The sequence below is a fragment of the Pseudomonas sp. BNK-30 genome, assembly GCF_047456185.1.
Classification (GTDB): Bacteria; Pseudomonadota; Gammaproteobacteria; order Pseudomonadales; family Pseudomonadaceae; genus Aquipseudomonas; species Aquipseudomonas putida_E.
The window spans coordinates 1,203,066-1,219,891 of sequence record NZ_CP179904.1 but is presented as its reverse complement, the minus strand read 5'-3'; the positions used below and the strand labels follow the sequence as shown (position 1 = coordinate 1,219,891).

Here is a 16,826-nt window from a genome sequence, read left to right as displayed (position 1 = left end):
GAATCAAGCAATTCGTGTGGGAGCTCATCAGCAGGCTGATGTCGTCGATTAAGGAGGTGATCCAGCCGCAGGTTCCCCTACGGCTACCTTGTTACGACTTCACCCCAGTCATGAATCACACCGTGGTAACCGTCCTCCCGAAGGTTAGACTAGCTACTTCTGGTGCAACCCACTCCCATGGTGTGACGGGCGGTGTGTACAAGGCCCGGGAACGTATTCACCGCGACATTCTGATTCGCGATTACTAGCGATTCCGACTTCACGCAGTCGAGTTGCAGACTGCGATCCGGACTACGATCGGTTTTGTGAGATTAGCTCCACCTCGCGGCTTGGCAACCCTCTGTACCGACCATTGTAGCACGTGTGTAGCCCAGGCCGTAAGGGCCATGATGACTTGACGTCATCCCCACCTTCCTCCGGTTTGTCACCGGCAGTCTCCTTAGAGTGCCCACCATAACGTGCTGGTAACTAAGGACAAGGGTTGCGCTCGTTACGGGACTTAACCCAACATCTCACGACACGAGCTGACGACAGCCATGCAGCACCTGTGTCAGAGTTCCCGAAGGCACCAATCCATCTCTGGAAAGTTCTCTGCATGTCAAGGCCTGGTAAGGTTCTTCGCGTTGCTTCGAATTAAACCACATGCTCCACCGCTTGTGCGGGCCCCCGTCAATTCATTTGAGTTTTAACCTTGCGGCCGTACTCCCCAGGCGGTCAACTTAATGCGTTAGCTGCGCCACTAAAATCTCAAGGATTCCAACGGCTAGTTGACATCGTTTACGGCGTGGACTACCAGGGTATCTAATCCTGTTTGCTCCCCACGCTTTCGCACCTCAGTGTCAGTATCAGTCCAGGTGGTCGCCTTCGCCACTGGTGTTCCTTCCTATATCTACGCATTTCACCGCTACACAGGAAATTCCACCACCCTCTACCGTACTCTAGCTTGCCAGTTTTGGATGCAGTTCCCAGGTTGAGCCCGGGGCTTTCACATCCAACTTAACAAACCACCTACGCGCGCTTTACGCCCAGTAATTCCGATTAACGCTTGCACCCTCTGTATTACCGCGGCTGCTGGCACAGAGTTAGCCGGTGCTTATTCTGTCGGTAACGTCAAAACACTAACGTATTAGGTTAATGCCCTTCCTCCCAACTTAAAGTGCTTTACAATCCGAAGACCTTCTTCACACACGCGGCATGGCTGGATCAGGCTTTCGCCCATTGTCCAATATTCCCCACTGCTGCCTCCCGTAGGAGTCTGGACCGTGTCTCAGTTCCAGTGTGACTGATCATCCTCTCAGACCAGTTACGGATCGTCGCCTTGGTGAGCCATTACCCCACCAACTAGCTAATCCGACCTAGGCTCATCTGATAGCGCAAGGCCCGAAGGTCCCCTGCTTTCTCCCGTAGGACGTATGCGGTATTAGCGTTCCTTTCGAAACGTTGCCCCCCACTACCAGGCAGATTCCTAGGCATTACTCACCCGTCCGCCGCTGAATCAAGGAGCAAGCTCCCGTCATCCGCTCGACTTGCATGTGTTAGGCCTGCCGCCAGCGTTCAATCTGAGCCATGATCAAACTCTTCAGTTCAATACTGATTGGGTTTTTAAGAAACCCTAAACTTGGCTCAGCAATCTCAAATGACTATGTGATTTCTCGCATGATCACTTGTGATGCTGATAATCTTTCTGACTATCAGTCCGTACTCACAAGCACCCACACGAATTGCTTGATTCGATTTGTTAAAGAGCGTTTGGTTAAGAGCTTTTCGTCTCAACCGAGGCGCGCATTCTACGCTTTCCTCAGAGCCTGTCAAGCGTTTATTTTGAAGTTTTTTGCGAGAAACTCGTTCAACTTCAAACACTTGGCTCGCTGCGATCTCTCGTAGCGGGAGGCGAATCATACAGCACTTAGAAGCGCTGTCAACCACCATTTCAACCGCTATCGATCAGGCGATCGAAGCACCACCAGTACTACCTGGATTAAGCAACTCTTTGAATTTCAAGGAGTTTCTCATTCCGACTACGCTGGAAGTGGGGCGCATTATAAGGGGATTCAAGAGGGCGTCAAGGCTTTATTTCAAATCACTGAACATACATGCAAGAAGGTGTTTTGGCGGGCACCTTGCACCTCACCCTTGCAATTGCGCACTATATTGCACACCCACACCCATCATTAAAAGGATTGCCGCGTACAAATGAACACCCAGCCCCGCAGCTTGGCCACCATGCTGTTTCCTATAGGCCTGCTGCTTATCGCCATGGCATCGATACAGTCCGGTGCCTCCCTGGCCAAAAGCATGTTCCCGATCATCGGCGCACAAGGCACCACAACCCTGCGCCTGATCTTCGCCAGCATCATCATGCTTCTAATTCTGCGCCCTTGGCGCGTACGGATGACCACCAAGACGCTGCGCAATGTGATCATCTACGGCATGGCCCTGGGCGGGATGAATTTCCTCTTTTATATGGCACTGCAGACAACACCACTGGGCATCGCCGTAGCCCTCGAGTTCACCGGCCCATTGGCCGTAGCGCTTTTCGCGTCGCGGCGCGCCATTGATTTCCTGTGGATTGCACTGGCAGTCAGCGGCCTGCTGCTGCTGATCCCGGTCGGCCATGGCGGCCAGCCCCTCGACCTCACGGGAGCCGCCTATGCACTGGGTGCCGGCGTGTGCTGGGCCCTGTATATCCTCTTTGGCCAACGCGCCGGAGCAGAACACGGGATTCAGAGCGCAGCACTGGGTGTAGTGGTCGCGGCGATATTTGTTGCGCCGATCGGTATCGTTCATGCCGGCACCGCACTGTTGACACCTGCGCTCATACCACTGGCCCTAGGGGTCGCAATACTCTCGACCGCCCTGCCCTATAGCCTGGAAATGGTCGCCCTGACCCGCATGCCAGCCCGCACATTCGGCACTCTGATGAGCATAGAACCGGCCATTGGTGCCCTTTCCGGTTTATTGTTCCTGGGCGAGTTGCTGAGCGTAACCCAGTGGCTGGCCATTCTCGCCATCATTGCCGCATCAGTGGGTGCCACGCTGTCCATGCGCCGCGACGCGAAGCCCCCTGTTGCAGCCGACTGATTTGAGAAATATTTTCATTTGACCCGGAATTGGCCATTGTAGCGCGCAGTCCTGCTGATTAAGCTGTCACAAAACCATAATCTTTACGCTATCTACTTGCATGCACACGGATGTCAAAGGCTATTCAGGAAGAACCGAAGCGATAACGACAGGGTCAGACAACTGATCAACCCTGCATTTAAGGACAGGAATGAAACGTATTTTGCTCATCCTGGCCGTCTTGGCCATTGCCGGATGTGCCGCAACGGCCAAGACTGAGGTCAAAAAAGGGAAGAAGGGCCTGCACATCAACTGCTCCGGCCTCTCCTCATCCTGGGACAAGTGCTACAGCAAGGCCGCCACGGCCTGCAGCACACGCGGTTACAAGGTCATCGCCCGTTCTGGAGACACCGACGAAGAGCCGGGTGATTACCTCTTCGGCATCAACCCAGCCGGGTATACCAGCCGCAGCATGATCGTCATCTGCAAGTAAACAGAAAGGGCAGCTCGTGAGCTGCCCTTCTTTTATCTACTGCCCACCGCGGCTGCTCACAATGCTGCTGTGCGAGCTTCAAGCCAAGCCGATGCGTCGCCTGACAGCAGGGGAGCAAGGCGCTCGCGAACCGTCGCGTGGTAGCCGTTGAGCCACGCCAGTTCATCCTTGGTGAGGCACTCGGTGAGCAGGCAGCGTGCATCGATAGGGCATAACGTCAGGGTCTCGAAATCGAGGAAATCACCGAACTCACTTTTGCCCGATGCCCGGTTGACCACCAGGTTCTCGATGCGCACCCCCCAAGCGCCAGGGCGATAGGTCCCTGGCTCGATGGAACTGATCATCCCTTCCTGCATAGCGGTCTGCGGCGCGGTAGCAGCCTGATAGGCAATGACCTGCGGCCCTTCATGCACATTCATGAAATAGCCGACACCGTGCCCGGTACCATGGCCATAGTCGACCTGATCCGCCCAAATCGGCGCCCTCGCGATAGCATCGAGCAAGGGCGAAAGAATACCGCGCGGGAATGTGGCGCGTGACAGAGCGATCATACCCTTGAGCACCCGAGTGCAATCCTGCTTCTGCTCAAACGTCGGAGTGCCCACCGGAACCATCCGCGTGATGTCGGTGGTTCCGCCCAGATACTGCCCTCCCGAGTCGATAAGCAGCAAGCCATTGCCTTCAATGACCGCGTGAGATTGCTCGGTGGCACGGTAATGGGGCATTGCACCATTGGCATTGAAAGCTGCAATGGTCGAGAAACTCAGCGAGACGAAGCCGGGGCGCCGTGCACGCGCAGCACTCAGTTGTTCATCGATGGTCAGTTCGGTGATGGGTTCCTTACCTTGACTCGCCTCAAACCAGGCGAAGAACTCACACAGCGCTGCGCCATCCTGCTCCATGGTGTGGCGTATATGGACCAGCTCATCTTCACCCTTGCGTGATTTGCTCAATGTGGTCGGGTTCGGCCCTTCAATCAGCGAAACCTGGGGGCCTAGGTTCTTGAGCAGGCCACAGGTCACGCGCGCAGGATCGACCAAAAGCCGGCCGCCGGCAGGTACCTGTGACAGCGCTTCGCCGATCTCCGAATAATCACGCACCTCGATACCATCGGCTTCCAGTACATGGCGCAAATGCGCGTCAAGCTTTCCAGCGCCAACGAATAAAGCGGCGCGCCGCTGGCTGATCAACGCAAAGGAAACGAATACCGGGTTGTAGGAGACATCACTACCGCGCAAATTGAACAGCCAGGCGATGTCATCCAGGGTCGCAATGAAGTGCCAGTCTGCGCCCTTCTCTTCCATGGTGCGGCGCAACTGGGCAAGCTTTTCCGACCGACTGACTGTGGCGTGAGGCGGCAGGTGCTGATACACAGGGTTACTCGGCAGCGCAGGGCGCTCTTCCCAAACCTCGGCAAGCAAATCCTGGCTGGTTACCAAGCGAATGCCGCGCCCCCTGAGGCGCTCCTCGAGCTGGCGCGCAGACGCCAGCGCCATGACCGCCCCATCCACGGCCACTGTTCCTTTGGCCGGGACATTGTCGCCCAGCCATTCCAGCGCACCCGGCTTACCCGGCTGCAGCTTCATGAGTTCGATGCCGCTACCCGCCAACTCCTTGATAGCTTGCTCCCAGTAACGGCTATCGGCCCACACCCCTGCAAAATTTGCAGTGACCACCAACGTACCCACCGAACCATCGAAGCCCGACAGCCACCGCCGCCCCTGCCAATAGCCCGGCAGGTACTCAGAAAGATGAGGGTCGGCTGAGGGCACCAGCAGGGCATCGACCCCCTCCCTGGCCATTACCTCGCGCACACGCATCAGGCGCTCGGGAACCCTCTGCTCACGGGTGGTATGAACGTTCATTCGCACTCCTGCGGTAACATCTTGGTTGATCCAGATGCACGATAATGGAACAGCCAACCTCACCCTGCAATCGCGACGACTGACTCGCGGCCTGCAAGCCATCGTTGCGCGTGCAAAGGAACAGCGGTTCCTGCCACTACGAACCATCGATCGCTTCCACCTGAACTTCCCCAAACCATGGGCTTCACAATCAGTACATTCATTGCAGACAGGCTGATGCCCATGCCCAGCACCTGCGAATCAAAAGCGGGGGTCGTCCTCCTCGATGCTCGCGATCACACCCCTGAGCACGAACACGCAGTGCACCTGAAGCTGGCTGATGGCCTGGCCGAGCTTCTAGGGTGCGCGCGAGCAACCCCTGATCTGCCACCCAAAGCCGCCGACCACTATTACTACCTACCCACTGAAACCCTCATCGACCCGCAACGTTATGCCCACCTCGGCATCCGAACGGAACATGACCTGTTCGGGGGCTTGGTCAGTCATCCTTATATGGCAACCAAAGCGATCTCCCACCCGCTGCCTGCCAATGCCACCTTCCCCCCAGGCTGGACTGACGACTTCGCCCGCCAGGCCAGCGATGCCCTGCTGTGCGGTTACACCGTATTCAGCAAAGCCGATGCCCGGCGGGCCGCGCAGTTACTGCTGCGCGATGGCGCAGTACGGCTCAAGCCGGTGCTGGCATGCGCGGGGCGTGGGCAACAGGTGATCGTTCAACTGGATGAACTGGAACCATTGTTGGCCAACATTGATGATCAGGGCCTGGCCTTGTGGGGGCTGGTGCTGGAGGAGGACCTCAGTGAAGTGGAAACCTTCAGCGTTGGCCAAGTGCGTGTCGCCGGCCTGACCTGCAGCTACCTCGGCACCCAGCAGTTGACCCAGGACCACCAAGGTACCGAGGTATACGGAGGCTCCGACCTGCTGGTGGTGCGCGGCGACTACCAGGCCTTGTTGCAACTGCCACTGGAGGACCACCTGCGCCTTGCCATCAACCAGGCCCTGACCTATGAGCATGCAGCCGAGCAGCACTTCCCAGGCTTCATCGCCTCCCGGCGCAACTACGACATCGCCCGCGGCAAAAACCCTGAGGGCCACCTGCGCAGTGGCGTACTTGAACAATCCTGGCGTTTGGGTGGGGCCAGCAGCGCTGAGCTGCTGGCCCTGCAGGCCTTTGCCGATGACCCGGCACTGCAACGGGTGCGAGCCTCCACCCATGAAATATTCGGTACACCCAACCTTCCCACTGACGCCACCCTCTTCTATCAAGGAAACGACAGTGAACTCGGACAATTCTGCAAGTACGCGCGGATTCGCGAGTATGGCCATTCAGAGTGAAACCGTCGAACTGCAGGTCGACGACGACAGCATCGCCGGTACCTTGGTCAGCCCCGGAAGCAAGATGCCCGGGATCCTTTTCGTACATGGCTGGGGCGGTAGCCAGCAACGCGACCTTGCACGGGCCCGGCATATCACAGGGCTCGGTTGCGTGTGCATGACCTTTGACCTGCGGGGCCACGAAAAAACCGAAAGCCAGCGCCTTACGGTTACACGCGAGCAGAACCTCAAAGATTTGCTGGCTGCTTATGACCGCCTGGTCAGCCACCCCGCGGTGGACAACAGTGCGATCGCCATCATCGGCAGCAGCTATGGCGGCTACCTAGCCACCTTGCTGACCCTGCACCGCCCAGTGAAGTGGCTGGCTCTGCGCGTACCTGCGATGTACTGGGACGACGAATGGGACAAGCCCAAACAGACCCTGGACCGTCAGCGCCTGAAAGCCTACCGCCAGCGCCTGCTTGGCCCAGGTGACAATCGCGCCCTGGCTGCCTGCGCGGAGTTCGCTGGCGATGTGCTGCTGGTCGAGTCGGAACAGGACGACTATGTGCCGCACACCACGCTGATGAGCTACCGTTCGGCTTTCGTCAGCGCCCACTCGCTTACCCACCGCATCGTCGACGGCGCCGACCACGCACTATCGAGCGAGCAAAGCCAGAAAGCCTACAGTTCGATCCTCGCATCGTGGATCAGCGAGATGGTGATAGGCGCGCGCCTGGACCGCTATCCCCACTATGCCCCTTGGTATGCCTGAGGCGCGCCGACCTGGCAGTGCAGGCCACCGTCGACACCCCGCGCCAGGCTTCGTAACGCCTGATAAGCGGCAAAGTTGACGCTGCGCGCCTGATGTCGACGCACGATTTCGAGGAAGGGCTCTTCGACAAAAGACGCAGTTGCCGCTACCCAAGCCTGTCGTGATTGCCACTGTAGACACTGCAATACGCGGCTACCGTCATCGCTGGCCTGGATGCTGACTTCTTGCAGTCCCTCAAAACGCGAGGCCAGCTCCTCAGCGCGAATTACCAATGCGTGGGCAAGTGCCTCCTGGCGGGTGGCAGGCACTTCATATTCGATCATCTGGGTGAACCACAGCGGTTGCGGCATGGCCAACATGGGCAGTCTCCTTGCTCCGGACGCTTGCAGCGCGATGATCGGCAGGGTAAAACCTCCAGTTAACTCAAGGTCAAGAGCTTTTTCGCATGCCCAGACATACGCCGACCACCCACGAAAAGCTGCTCAGTGTCGGCCAGCTGGCCGCGCGCAGCGGTGTGGCGGTAACCGCTCTGCACTTTTATGAAACCAAAGGCCTGATCCAGAGTTCCCGCAACGCCGGCAACCAGCGCCGTTACCCACGGGCGATGCTGCGCCGCGTGGCGGTGATCAAGATGGCTCAGCGCTTGGGCATCCCGCTGGCCAACATCGCCAGGGCCCTGGCGACGCTACCAAATGATCACATTCCTACCGCCGAGGACTGGCGACGATTGTCCGAAGGCTGGCGCGAAGACCTCGATCGGCGCATTGGCGAAATGATCCTGTTGCGCGATCAACTTGACGGCTGCATCGGCTGCGGTTGCATGTCGCTGAAGGACTGCCCGCTTCGCAACCGCCAGGATCACCTCGCCGGCGAGGGGCCCGGGCCGCATCTGCCCTGAACTACGCATTCATCCCGCGCACCGCCTATAACTAATGGCACCCGATGCTACTGACCCAGGAGGCAACATGAGCAAGCAGGCGCTGATCATCATCGACATCCAGAACGACTATTTCCCCGGAGGCAAGTGGCCCCTGGAAGGCGCCAACCCGGCGGCCGACAATGCGGCAAAGCTGCTGGCCGCGGCACGCCAGCGAGGCGACCTTGTGGTGCATGTGCGGCATGAGTTCGAAAGCGAAGACGCGCCGTTCTTCGCTCCCGACACCCAAGGCGCTGCGATTCACGCAAAAGTCCAGCCGCTGGAAGACGAGCCCGTCGTGCTCAAGCACAAGGTGAATGCATTTCTTGATACCGATCTCAAGCGCACGCTCGATGACCAAGGTGTAAAAACACTCACCATAGTCGGCAGCATGAGCCACATGTGCGTCGATGCCGCCACGCGAGCAGCAGCTGACTTTGGCTACGATGTCACGGTGGCGCACGATGCCTGCGCCACCCTGCCTCTTGAGTTCAATGGCAAGCAAATACCGGCAGCCCAGGTGCACGATTCGGTGATGGCTGCACTCGCGTTTGCGTACGCCAAAGTGGTGAAGACCGATGAGCTTCTGAAAAACTGACCGTTCAAATTACCACGTTGCGTACGAAGCGCGTCGGCACGGCACCATCGTTGCGGTAGGCATAGCGGCAGTTACTGGGAAATACATGGAACTGACCGACGTGCAGACAGTGCTCGACCTGCTCGATGATCAGCGTCAGTTGCCCTTCAGCCACATAGATCTGCTCGCTCCAGCCCTCGGCATCGGCTTCACTGGTGTAGCACTCTCCCGGCGCCAGGGTCCACTCCCAGATCTCCACCTCTCGCCGAGCGGTGCTGCTGGCCAGCAGCACCGCCTTGCTCTGGGGATGCTCACCGGCCCAGGCCAGTTCGTCGATGCGGCTGGTATCGCGCTGGTCGGGCGCCTGGATCAGCCGGCTGAAGGCAACCCCCAACGCTTCAGCTATCAGGTCGAGCGTAGTCAGGCTGACGTTCTTCTCACCAGCCTCGATCGCCACCAGCATGCGCCGGCTGACACCTGAGCGCTCGGCCAAGGCACTCTGGCTCATCCCCACCGCATTGCGCAGACCACGAACGTTGAGGCTCACATGCTGGAGCACCGAAGCACGGTGCGCGGAATCTTTGTGCACTATATTGCTCACTTTTAAAGGTTGCGCAGTATACTGCCCACTTTGCGGCGATTGTGCGCTGCCACTTCCGAGTAAGCAAGACCATGAGCCAACCGATCAACCGCCAGCAGACCACCGTATCCTTGCGCCTGAGCAAGGCCGAGGTGCTACTGGTGTTCATCACCATGCTGTGGGGCGGCACATTCCTGCTGGTGCACAACGTCATGACCGTGAGTGGCCCGATGTTCTTCGTCGGCCTGAGGTTTGCTGCAGCCGCCTTGTTCGTCGGCCTGGTCTCGATACGCGCGCTGCCCGGGCTGACATTCACCGAATTGAAGGCCGGCGCGCTGATTGGTGCGACCATCATGCTCGGTTATGGTTTGCAAACCATGGGCCTGCAAACCATCAGCAGCAGCCAGTCGGCCTTTATTACTGCACTGTATGTGCCCTTCGTACCGCTGTTGCAGTGGCTGGTGCTTGGCCGTCGGCCAGGGCTGATGCCAAGCCTGGGAATCTGCCTGGCGTTCCTCGGCCTGATGCTGCTCGCTGGCCCCGAGGGCGGTACCCTGCGTTTCAGCGAAGGCGAAATCGTGACCCTGGTAAGCGCCGTGGCCATTGCGGCCGAGATCATTCTGATCAGCCGGTATGCCGGGCAGGTCGATGTGCGCCGCGTCACCGTAGTGCAACTGGCCACCGCCTCGCTGCTGTCGTTCCTGATGATCGTACCGACTCAGGAGCGCATCCCCGACTTCTCCTGGCTATTGTTGCTAAGTGCACTGGGCTTGGGTGCCATGAGCGCAGTGATCCAGGTGGCGATGAACTGGGCGCAGAAATCGGTATCGCCAACCCGCGCCACACTCATCTACGCCGGCGAGCCGGTGTGGGCTGGCATCGTCGGCCGTATCGCAGGCGAGCGTCTGCCCGGTGTGGCACTCATAGGCGGCCTGATGATCGTCATCGCCGTGGTGGTCAGCGAACTTAAAGTTCGACGCCTGCGCAATGAAAGCGAAGAGCTTGAGGTAGAGGGCGAACGCGAAGGCGGGCTGTAAAGTAGTGAACGGCAGCTATGCTCTGTAAAAAACTGTTATAAAAAAACAGCTTGTCACACCCTGTTTGTATGATTCTGCGACAGCTTGCGTGTTGGTGATCAACTGCACGGCACGTATGATCCTTGGCAAACCTTTCCAGAATAGAACGCTATGTCCTTGATAGTGCTACTGCTTCTGCCGTTCTTGGGCAGTTGCCTGGCAGCTGTGCTGCCGCACAACGCACGTAACGCCGAGTCCATCCTGGCTGGGCTCGTGGCCCTGGTCGGCACCGTCCAGGTAGCACTGCTGTACCCCCAGGTTGCCCACGGCGGTGTCATCCGCGAGGAGTTCCTCTGGCTGCCCAGCCTGGGCCTCAACCTGGTCCTGCGCATGGACGGCTTCGCCTGGCTGTTCTCGCTGCTGGTACTGGGCATAGGCACCCTGGTGTCGCTGTACGCGCGCTACTACATGTCGCCACAGGACCCGGTACCACGCTTCTTTGCCTTCTTTCTGGCGTTCATGGGCGCCATGCTCGGCCTGGTGATCTCGGGCAACCTGATCCAGCTGGTGTTTTTCTGGGAGCTGACCAGCCTGTTCTCGTTCCTGCTGATCGGCTACTGGCACCACCGCGCCGACGCCCGACGCGGCGCCTACATGGCGTTGATGGTTACCGGCGCCGGCGGCCTGTGCCTGTTGGTCGGCGCCCTGTTGCTTGGCCATGTAGTGGGCAGCTATGACCTGGACAAAGTGCTGGCTGCCGGCGAGACCATTCGCCAGCACGCGCTGTATCCAGTGCTGCTGCCCCTGATCCTGGTCGGAGCATTGAGCAAGAGCGCGCAGTTCCCCTTCCAGTTCTGGCTACCTCATGCCATGGCAGCACCGACCCCGGTTTCAGCTTATCTGCACTCGGCAACCATGGTGAAGGCCGGGGTGTTTTTACTGGCCCGGTTGTGGCCGGTGCTTTCGGGCAGCGAGGAGTGGTTCTGGATCGTCGGTGGCGCGGGGGCCATAACCCTGCTGCTGGGGGCCTTCGCAGCGATGTTCCAGAATGATCTCAAGGGCCTGCTGGCTTACTCGACCATCAGCCACCTGGGCCTGATCACGCTTCTATTGGGTTTGAATAGCCCACTCGCCGCAGTGGCCGCCGTGTTTCACATACTCAACCATGCCACTTTCAAGGCCTCGCTGTTCATGGCCGCCGGCATCATTGACCACGAAAGCGGCACCCGTGACATCCGCCGCCTCAGCGGGCTGATCCGTCTGGTGCCCTACACCGCGACCCTGGCGATGGTGGCGAGCGCCTCGATGGCCGGCGTGCCATTGATGAACGGTTTCCTGTCCAAGGAAATGTTCTTCGCCGAAACCGTGTTCATCAGCTCCACCGCTTGGGTCGAGGCCGCGCTGCCGGTAATAGCCACCTTGGCCGGCACTTTCAGCGTTGCCTACGCTTTGCGCTTCACCGTTGACGTGTTCTTTGGCCCTGCCGCCCAAGACCTGCCTCACACACCTCACGAACCACCACGCTGGATGCGCGCGCCAGTCGAACTGCTGGTGCTTACCTGCCTGGTGGTGGGTATTTTCCCTGCCCAGTCGGTCGGCCCGTTACTGGCCGCTGCAGCCCTTCCAGTGGTGGGTGGTACTCTGCCGGAGTACAGCCTGGCCATCTGGCACGGCTGGAATGCCCCGCTGATCATGAGCCTGGTGGCCATGAGCGGCGGCATCGTGCTCTACCTGCTGCTGCGCAACCAGTTGCGCCGAGGGCGCTTCCCGTATCCACCCCTGCTTGAGCATTTCAATGGCAAGCGCCTGTTCGAGCACGGCCAGGTGCACCTGATGTTACTGGCACGGCGCATCGAGGGGCTGCTGACCACTCGCCGCCTGCAGGCGCAACTGTTCATGCTGGTGCTTGCCGCCTTCCTCGCGGGGCTCACACCAATGCTGTACAGCGGCCTGAGTTGGGGCGAGCGCCCTAAAATCCCGGGCTCAGGTGTGTTCGTCGCCCTTTGGCTGATCGCTATCGCCTGCGCCATTGGCGCCGCCTACCAAGCCAAGTATCACCGTTTGGCCGCCTTGATCATGGTTGGCGTCTGCGGCCTCATGACCTGCATCACCTTCGTATGGTTCTCCGCACCTGACCTGGCGCTGACCCAACTGGTCGTCGAGGTTGTCACGACGGTACTGATCCTGCTCGGCCTGCGCTGGCTGCCGCGGCGTATCGAGGGCGTCTCACCGCTGCCCGGCAGCCTCGACCGTGCCCGCATGCGGCGCGTGCGCGACCTGCTGCTGGCAATCCTGGTCGGCGGCGGCATGGCGCTGCTGTCCTACGCCATGCTGACACGACCAACGCCGAACGACATTTCCTCGTTCTACCTGAGCCGAGCATTGCCACAAGGTGGCGGTACCAACGTGGTCAACGTGATGCTGGTTGACTTCCGCGGCTTCGACACCCTGGGCGAGATCACCGTGCTGGTGGCCGTCGCCCTGACCGTATTCGCCCTGCTGCGCCGCTTCCGCCCACCCAAGGAGAGCATGCAACTGCCAGCTCAGCAGCGCCAGCTTGCACCCGACGTGGTCACCGACCTGATCAACCCGCGCCATGCCACCGACACAGCTTTGGGCTTCATGATGGTGCCTGCGGTGCTGGTACGACTGCTGCTGCCGATCGCCCTGCTGATCTCGATGTACCTGTTCATGCGGGGCCACAACCAGCCTGGCGGTGGCTTTGTCGCTGGCCTGGTGATGTCGGTGGCATTCATCCTCCAGTACATGGTCGCAGGGACCCAATGGGTCGAAGCCCAGATGAGCCTGCGCCCACTGCGCTGGATGGGCACCGGGCTATTGTGCGCAACACTGACAGGGGTCGGCGCCATGCTGCTGGGCTACCCGTTCCTGACCACGCATACCGCCCACCTGCACCTGCCAGTGCTGGGCGATGTGCATGTGGCCAGCGCGCTGTTCTTCGACGTGGGCGTGTACACCGTTGTGGTCGGCTCGACCCTGCTGATCCTCACAGCCCTGGCACACCAGTCGGTGCGAGCCTACCGCCCGGGTAATCCGTCCAAACCCAGCCAAGCAGGAGCCGCCTGATGGAAGAAGTCATCGCAGTCGCCATCGGCGTACTGGCAGCATCGGGCGTGTGGCTTATCCTGCGCCCACGGACCTATCAGGTGATCATGGGCCTGTGCCTGCTGTCGTATGGCGTCAACCTGTTCATCTTCAGTATGGGCAGCCTGTTCATCGGCAAGGAGCCGATCATCAAGGAAGGCGTGACACAGGACCTGCTGCACTACACCGACCCACTGCCCCAGGCGCTGGTTCTGACGGCCATCGTCATCAGCTTTGCCATGACCGCCCTGTTTCTGGTGGTGCTGCTGGCATCTCGCGGCCTGACCGGCACCGACCACGTGGATGGCCGGGAGCGTGATGAATGAGTGAGATGAGCCGACTGATCATCGCCCCCATCCTGCTGCCGTTGCTGACCGCAGCAGTGATGCTGATACTGGGCGAGAAGCACCGCCTGCTCAAGGCGCGCCTCAACCTGCTGTCCACCTTCAGCGGCCTGGTCATCGCCGTCAGCCTGCTGCTGTGGGTGCGCGTCCAGGGCCAGGCGGAATCGATCGGTGTGTACCTGCCGGGCAACTGGCCCGCGCCTTTCGGCATCGTGCTGGTGGTTGATCACCTGTCGGCGCTGCTGCTGACTTTGACCGGGGTCATCGGCATCAGCGCCCTGCTGTTCGCTCGCGCCCGCTGGGACAGCGCCGGCGCCAGCTTCCACGCACTGTTCCAGATCCAGCTGATGGGCCTGTATGGTGCCTTCCTGACAGCCGATCTGTTCAACCTGTTCGTCTTTTTCGAAGTGCTGCTAGCGGCCTCTTATGGCCTGCTGCTGCACGGATCGGGGCGAGCGCGGGTGCGGGCCGGCCTGCACTACATTGCCATCAACCTGTTCGCTTCTTCGCTGTTTCTGATTGGCGCCGCGATGCTTTACGGCGTAACCGGCACCCTCAACATGGCCGACCTCGCGCTGAAAGTACCGTTGGTGCCCGAAGCCGACCGTGGTTTGCTGCACGCGGGCGCGGCAATCCTGGCCATAGCCTTCCTGGCAAAGGCCGGCATCTGGCCGCTGAATTTCTGGCTGGTTCCGGCCTATGCCTCGGCCAGCGCACCCGTAGCCGCATTGTTCGCCATCATGACCAAGGTTGGCCTGTACGCTGTGTTACGGCTCTGGTCCCTGTTGTTCTCGGGTCAAGCCGGTGCATCGGCGCATTTCGGCGGGCAATGGCTGATCTATGGGGGCTTGGTCACGCTTGCCATCGCAGCCGTGTCGATACTTGCCGCACAACGCCTAGAGCGCATGGCAGCACTGAGCATACTGGTTTCGGCAGGCACCCTGCTTGGCGCGATCGGCTTTGCTCAGCCAGCCCTGACCGGAGCAGCGTTGTTCTATCTGGTCAATTCAACCCTGGCACTGTGTGCATTGTTCCTGCTCGCCGAGCTGGTGGAGCGCTCTCGCTCGGCCAATGAGCCACCACTGGAGGACGAAGAAGGCAGCATGCCCTCGCCACTCGAGTCGTTGCACCCACCTAAAGGCATAAACCTCGACGATGAGCAGAAGGCAGTCATAGGCCAGATCATTCCCTGGACCATGGCGTTCCTGGGCCTGAGCTTCATTGCCTGTGCGTTGCTGATCATCGGCATGCCACCGCTCTCCGGCTTCGTCGGCAAACTCAGCTTGATCAGCGCGCTGTTCAACCCACTGGGGTTGGGCGTGCCGGCCGAGCAACCACTGTCAGCAGCCGGCTGGGCGCTGGTAGCCCTGCTCATCCTGTCCGGCATGGCCTCGTTGATCGCTTTCGGCCGCGTGGGCATCCAGCGCTTCTGGAAGCCTGAAGAGCGGCCCTCCCCCGCGCTGCGACACTACGAATGCCTGCCGATCGTCATTTTGCTGGGCCTGTGCATCATGCTCAGCTTCAGAGCCGAGCCGCTGCTACGTTACACCCAGGACACTGCAGCCAGCCTGCAGACCCCTGACACCTACATCAGGGCCGTAATGGCTGTACAGCCTATCCCTGGCCCGACCACGCTCGACGCACAGGTGCAGCCATGAGCCGACTTTTCCCCGCACCGCTGTTGTCTGTAGCACTGTTCATACTGTGGTTGCTGCTGAACCTCTCGGTCAGCCCGGGTAATCTGCTGCTCGCAGCCGCGCTTGGCTTTCTGGCGCCACTGCTGATGGCACCGTTGCGCCCCCAGCACGCCCATGTGCGCAGGCCGCTGGTGATAGCGAGCCTGATTGGCCGGGTGGGTATCGATGTCATCCAGTCCAACCTGCAAGTAGCCCTGCGCGTGCTGCGCGCCGGGCAACATCCGCCTCGCTCTGCCTTTGTCCATATCCCGCTGGACCTGCGCGACGCCCACGGCCTGGCGGCACTATCGATGATCACTACCGTAGTGCCCGGTACCGTCTGGTCAGAACTGGCCCTGGACCGCAGCGTCCTGTTGCTGCACGTGTTCGACCTCAAGGATGAGAACGCTTTTATCGAGCACTTCAAACACACCTATGAACGACCGCTGATGGAGATTTTCCAATGACAGGCCTGCTAGCCTATGCAGTGCTCGCCAGCTTGTTCATCTTCGCCTTGGCCATGGGCCTGACGCTGATCCGGTTGTTTCGCGGCCCCTCCGCCCAGGACCGGGTACTGGCACTGGACTACCTGTACATCCTGGCCATGCTCATGATGCTGGTATTGGGAATCCGCTATGCCAGCGATACCTACTTTGAAGGTGCTCTGCTGATTGCGCTTTTCGGCTTTGTCGGCTCGTTTGCCCTGGCCAAGTTCTTGCTGCGTGGTGAGGTAATAGAATGACCGAAGTTCTTGAACTACCGCTCTGGCTCGAGCTAGTTACCGCTGCCCTGCTGCTGCTCGGCAGCCTGTTCGCGTTGATCGGGGCCATTGGCCTGCTGCGCCTCAAGGATTATTTCCAGCGCATGCACCCACCAGCACTGGCCTCGACCATCGGGGCCTGGTGCGTTGCCTTGGCTTCGATCATCTACTTCTCATGGCTCAAGCAAGGCCCTGTACTGCACGCTTGGTTGATCACAGTTCTACTGTCGATCACATTACCGGTCACTACGCTACTATTGGCCAGGGCGGCACTGTTTCGCAAACGCATGTCCGGGGAAGCAGTACCCGAAGAAGTCAGTAGCGGCCAAGCGGGGGGCAATTGAT

At 59.8% G+C, this 16,826-nt stretch carries 16 protein-coding genes and 1 rRNA gene; 13 read left to right on the top strand and 4 right to left on the bottom strand.

The genetic code is table 11. The annotated features are described in order from the left end of the window. Nucleotides 1-49: 49 nt before the first annotated feature. Nucleotides 50-1,586: ribosomal RNA gene (locus ACMGGN_RS05575) — 16S ribosomal RNA — on the bottom strand. A 607-nt stretch (nt 1,587-2,193) separates the two neighbouring features. On the opposite strand from ACMGGN_RS05575, the gene rhtA reads away from it, so the two are divergent. Together rhtA and ACMGGN_RS05565 are read left to right on the top strand one after the other, a co-directional pair. After that, nucleotides 2,194-3,081 (top strand): threonine/homoserine exporter RhtA, encoded by an 888-nt coding sequence (rhtA, locus tag ACMGGN_RS05570; RefSeq protein WP_046785186.1) that lies wholly within the window; start codon nt 2,194-2,196, stop codon nt 3,079-3,081. 190 nt (nt 3,082-3,271) lie between these two features. Further along, nucleotides 3,272-3,553, top strand: coding sequence for a hypothetical protein (locus tag ACMGGN_RS05565; RefSeq protein WP_039602547.1), 282 nt, complete (start codon nt 3,272-3,274; stop codon nt 3,551-3,553). 56 nt (nt 3,554-3,609) lie between these two features. Here the strand turns inward: ACMGGN_RS05565 and ACMGGN_RS05560 are convergent, their stop codons facing one another. Continuing rightward, nucleotides 3,610-5,418 (bottom strand): aminopeptidase P family protein, encoded by a 1,809-nt coding sequence (locus tag ACMGGN_RS05560; protein ID WP_414156825.1) that lies wholly within the window; start codon nt 5,416-5,418, stop codon nt 3,610-3,612. Between the two features lie 216 nt (nt 5,419-5,634). Here ACMGGN_RS05560 and ACMGGN_RS05555 point away from each other — a divergent pair, with 216 nt between their 5' ends. Both ACMGGN_RS05555 and ACMGGN_RS05550 read left to right on the top strand, forming a co-directional pair. Beyond that, entirely contained in the window at nt 5,635-6,753 is a 1,119-nt protein-coding gene (locus ACMGGN_RS05555) for a DUF3182 family protein (protein WP_115275506.1), read from the top strand. Further along, entirely contained in the window at nt 6,737-7,507 is a 771-nt protein-coding gene (locus ACMGGN_RS05550) for an alpha/beta fold hydrolase (protein WP_119687458.1), read from the top strand. The genes ACMGGN_RS05555 and ACMGGN_RS05550 overlap by 17 nt, the downstream gene beginning before the upstream one ends. On the opposite strand, the gene ACMGGN_RS05545 is transcribed toward ACMGGN_RS05550, so the two are convergent. Then, the gene (locus tag ACMGGN_RS05545) at nt 7,486-7,866 is read right to left on the bottom strand and encodes an antibiotic biosynthesis monooxygenase (RefSeq protein WP_115274323.1); all 381 of its coding nucleotides are present in this window, start codon (nt 7,864-7,866) and stop codon (nt 7,486-7,488) included. The genes ACMGGN_RS05550 and ACMGGN_RS05545 overlap by 22 nt on opposite strands. An 86-nt stretch (nt 7,867-7,952) precedes the next feature. Here ACMGGN_RS05545 and soxR point away from each other — a divergent pair, with 86 nt between their 5' ends. Together soxR and ACMGGN_RS05535 are read left to right on the top strand one after the other, a co-directional pair. Continuing rightward, complete coding sequence (gene soxR / locus ACMGGN_RS05540) at nt 7,953-8,405, top strand: redox-sensitive transcriptional activator SoxR (protein WP_046785190.1); 453 nt, start codon at nt 7,953-7,955, stop codon at nt 8,403-8,405. Between the two features lie 67 nt (nt 8,406-8,472). Continuing rightward, on the top strand, nt 8,473-9,021 hold the full coding sequence (locus ACMGGN_RS05535) for a cysteine hydrolase family protein (protein ID WP_115274322.1): 549 nt from the start codon (nt 8,473-8,475) through the stop codon (nt 9,019-9,021). Between the two features lie 4 nt (nt 9,022-9,025). On the opposite strand, the gene ACMGGN_RS05530 is transcribed toward ACMGGN_RS05535, so the two are convergent. Then, complete coding sequence (locus ACMGGN_RS05530) at nt 9,026-9,589, bottom strand: helix-turn-helix domain-containing protein (RefSeq protein WP_414156512.1); 564 nt, start codon at nt 9,587-9,589, stop codon at nt 9,026-9,028. An 83-nt stretch (nt 9,590-9,672) separates the two neighbouring features. On the opposite strand from ACMGGN_RS05530, the gene ACMGGN_RS05525 reads away from it, so the two are divergent. The 7 genes from ACMGGN_RS05525 (at nt 9,673) to ACMGGN_RS05495 (ending at nt 16,825) form a co-directional block, all read left to right on the top strand. Next, nucleotides 9,673-10,617: a DMT family transporter gene (locus ACMGGN_RS05525; RefSeq protein WP_414156511.1), complete on the top strand. Its 945-nt coding sequence runs from the start codon at nt 9,673-9,675 to the stop codon at nt 10,615-10,617. A 150-nt stretch (nt 10,618-10,767) separates the two neighbouring features. Further along, nucleotides 10,768-13,683, top strand: coding sequence for a monovalent cation/H+ antiporter subunit A (locus tag ACMGGN_RS05520; protein WP_115274320.1), 2,916 nt, complete (start codon nt 10,768-10,770; stop codon nt 13,681-13,683). Then, entirely contained in the window at nt 13,683-14,027 is a 345-nt protein-coding gene (locus ACMGGN_RS05515; protein WP_012315281.1) for a Na+/H+ antiporter subunit C, read from the top strand. Before ACMGGN_RS05520 ends, ACMGGN_RS05515 begins: the two co-directional genes overlap by 1 nt. Beyond that, the gene (locus ACMGGN_RS05510; protein ID WP_115274319.1) at nt 14,024-15,703 is read left to right on the top strand and encodes a monovalent cation/H+ antiporter subunit D; all 1,680 of its coding nucleotides are present in this window, start codon (nt 14,024-14,026) and stop codon (nt 15,701-15,703) included. Before ACMGGN_RS05515 ends, ACMGGN_RS05510 begins: the two co-directional genes overlap by 4 nt. Then, nucleotides 15,700-16,188 carry a Na+/H+ antiporter subunit E gene (locus ACMGGN_RS05505; RefSeq protein ID WP_046785196.1) on the top strand — a complete coding sequence of 163 codons (489 nt, stop codon included), beginning with the start codon at nt 15,700-15,702 and terminating at the stop codon, nt 16,186-16,188. Before ACMGGN_RS05510 ends, ACMGGN_RS05505 begins: the two co-directional genes overlap by 4 nt. Next, nucleotides 16,185-16,463: a K+/H+ antiporter subunit F gene (locus tag ACMGGN_RS05500; protein ID WP_012315284.1), complete on the top strand. Its 279-nt coding sequence runs from the start codon at nt 16,185-16,187 to the stop codon at nt 16,461-16,463. The genes ACMGGN_RS05505 and ACMGGN_RS05500 overlap by 4 nt, the downstream gene beginning before the upstream one ends. Next, a complete protein-coding gene (locus tag ACMGGN_RS05495; RefSeq protein WP_414156510.1) occupies nt 16,460-16,825 on the top strand; it encodes a Na+/H+ antiporter subunit G in 366 nt (121 codons plus the stop codon). The genes ACMGGN_RS05500 and ACMGGN_RS05495 overlap by 4 nt, the downstream gene beginning before the upstream one ends. The last annotated feature ends 1 nt before the right edge of the window (nt 16,826 follow it).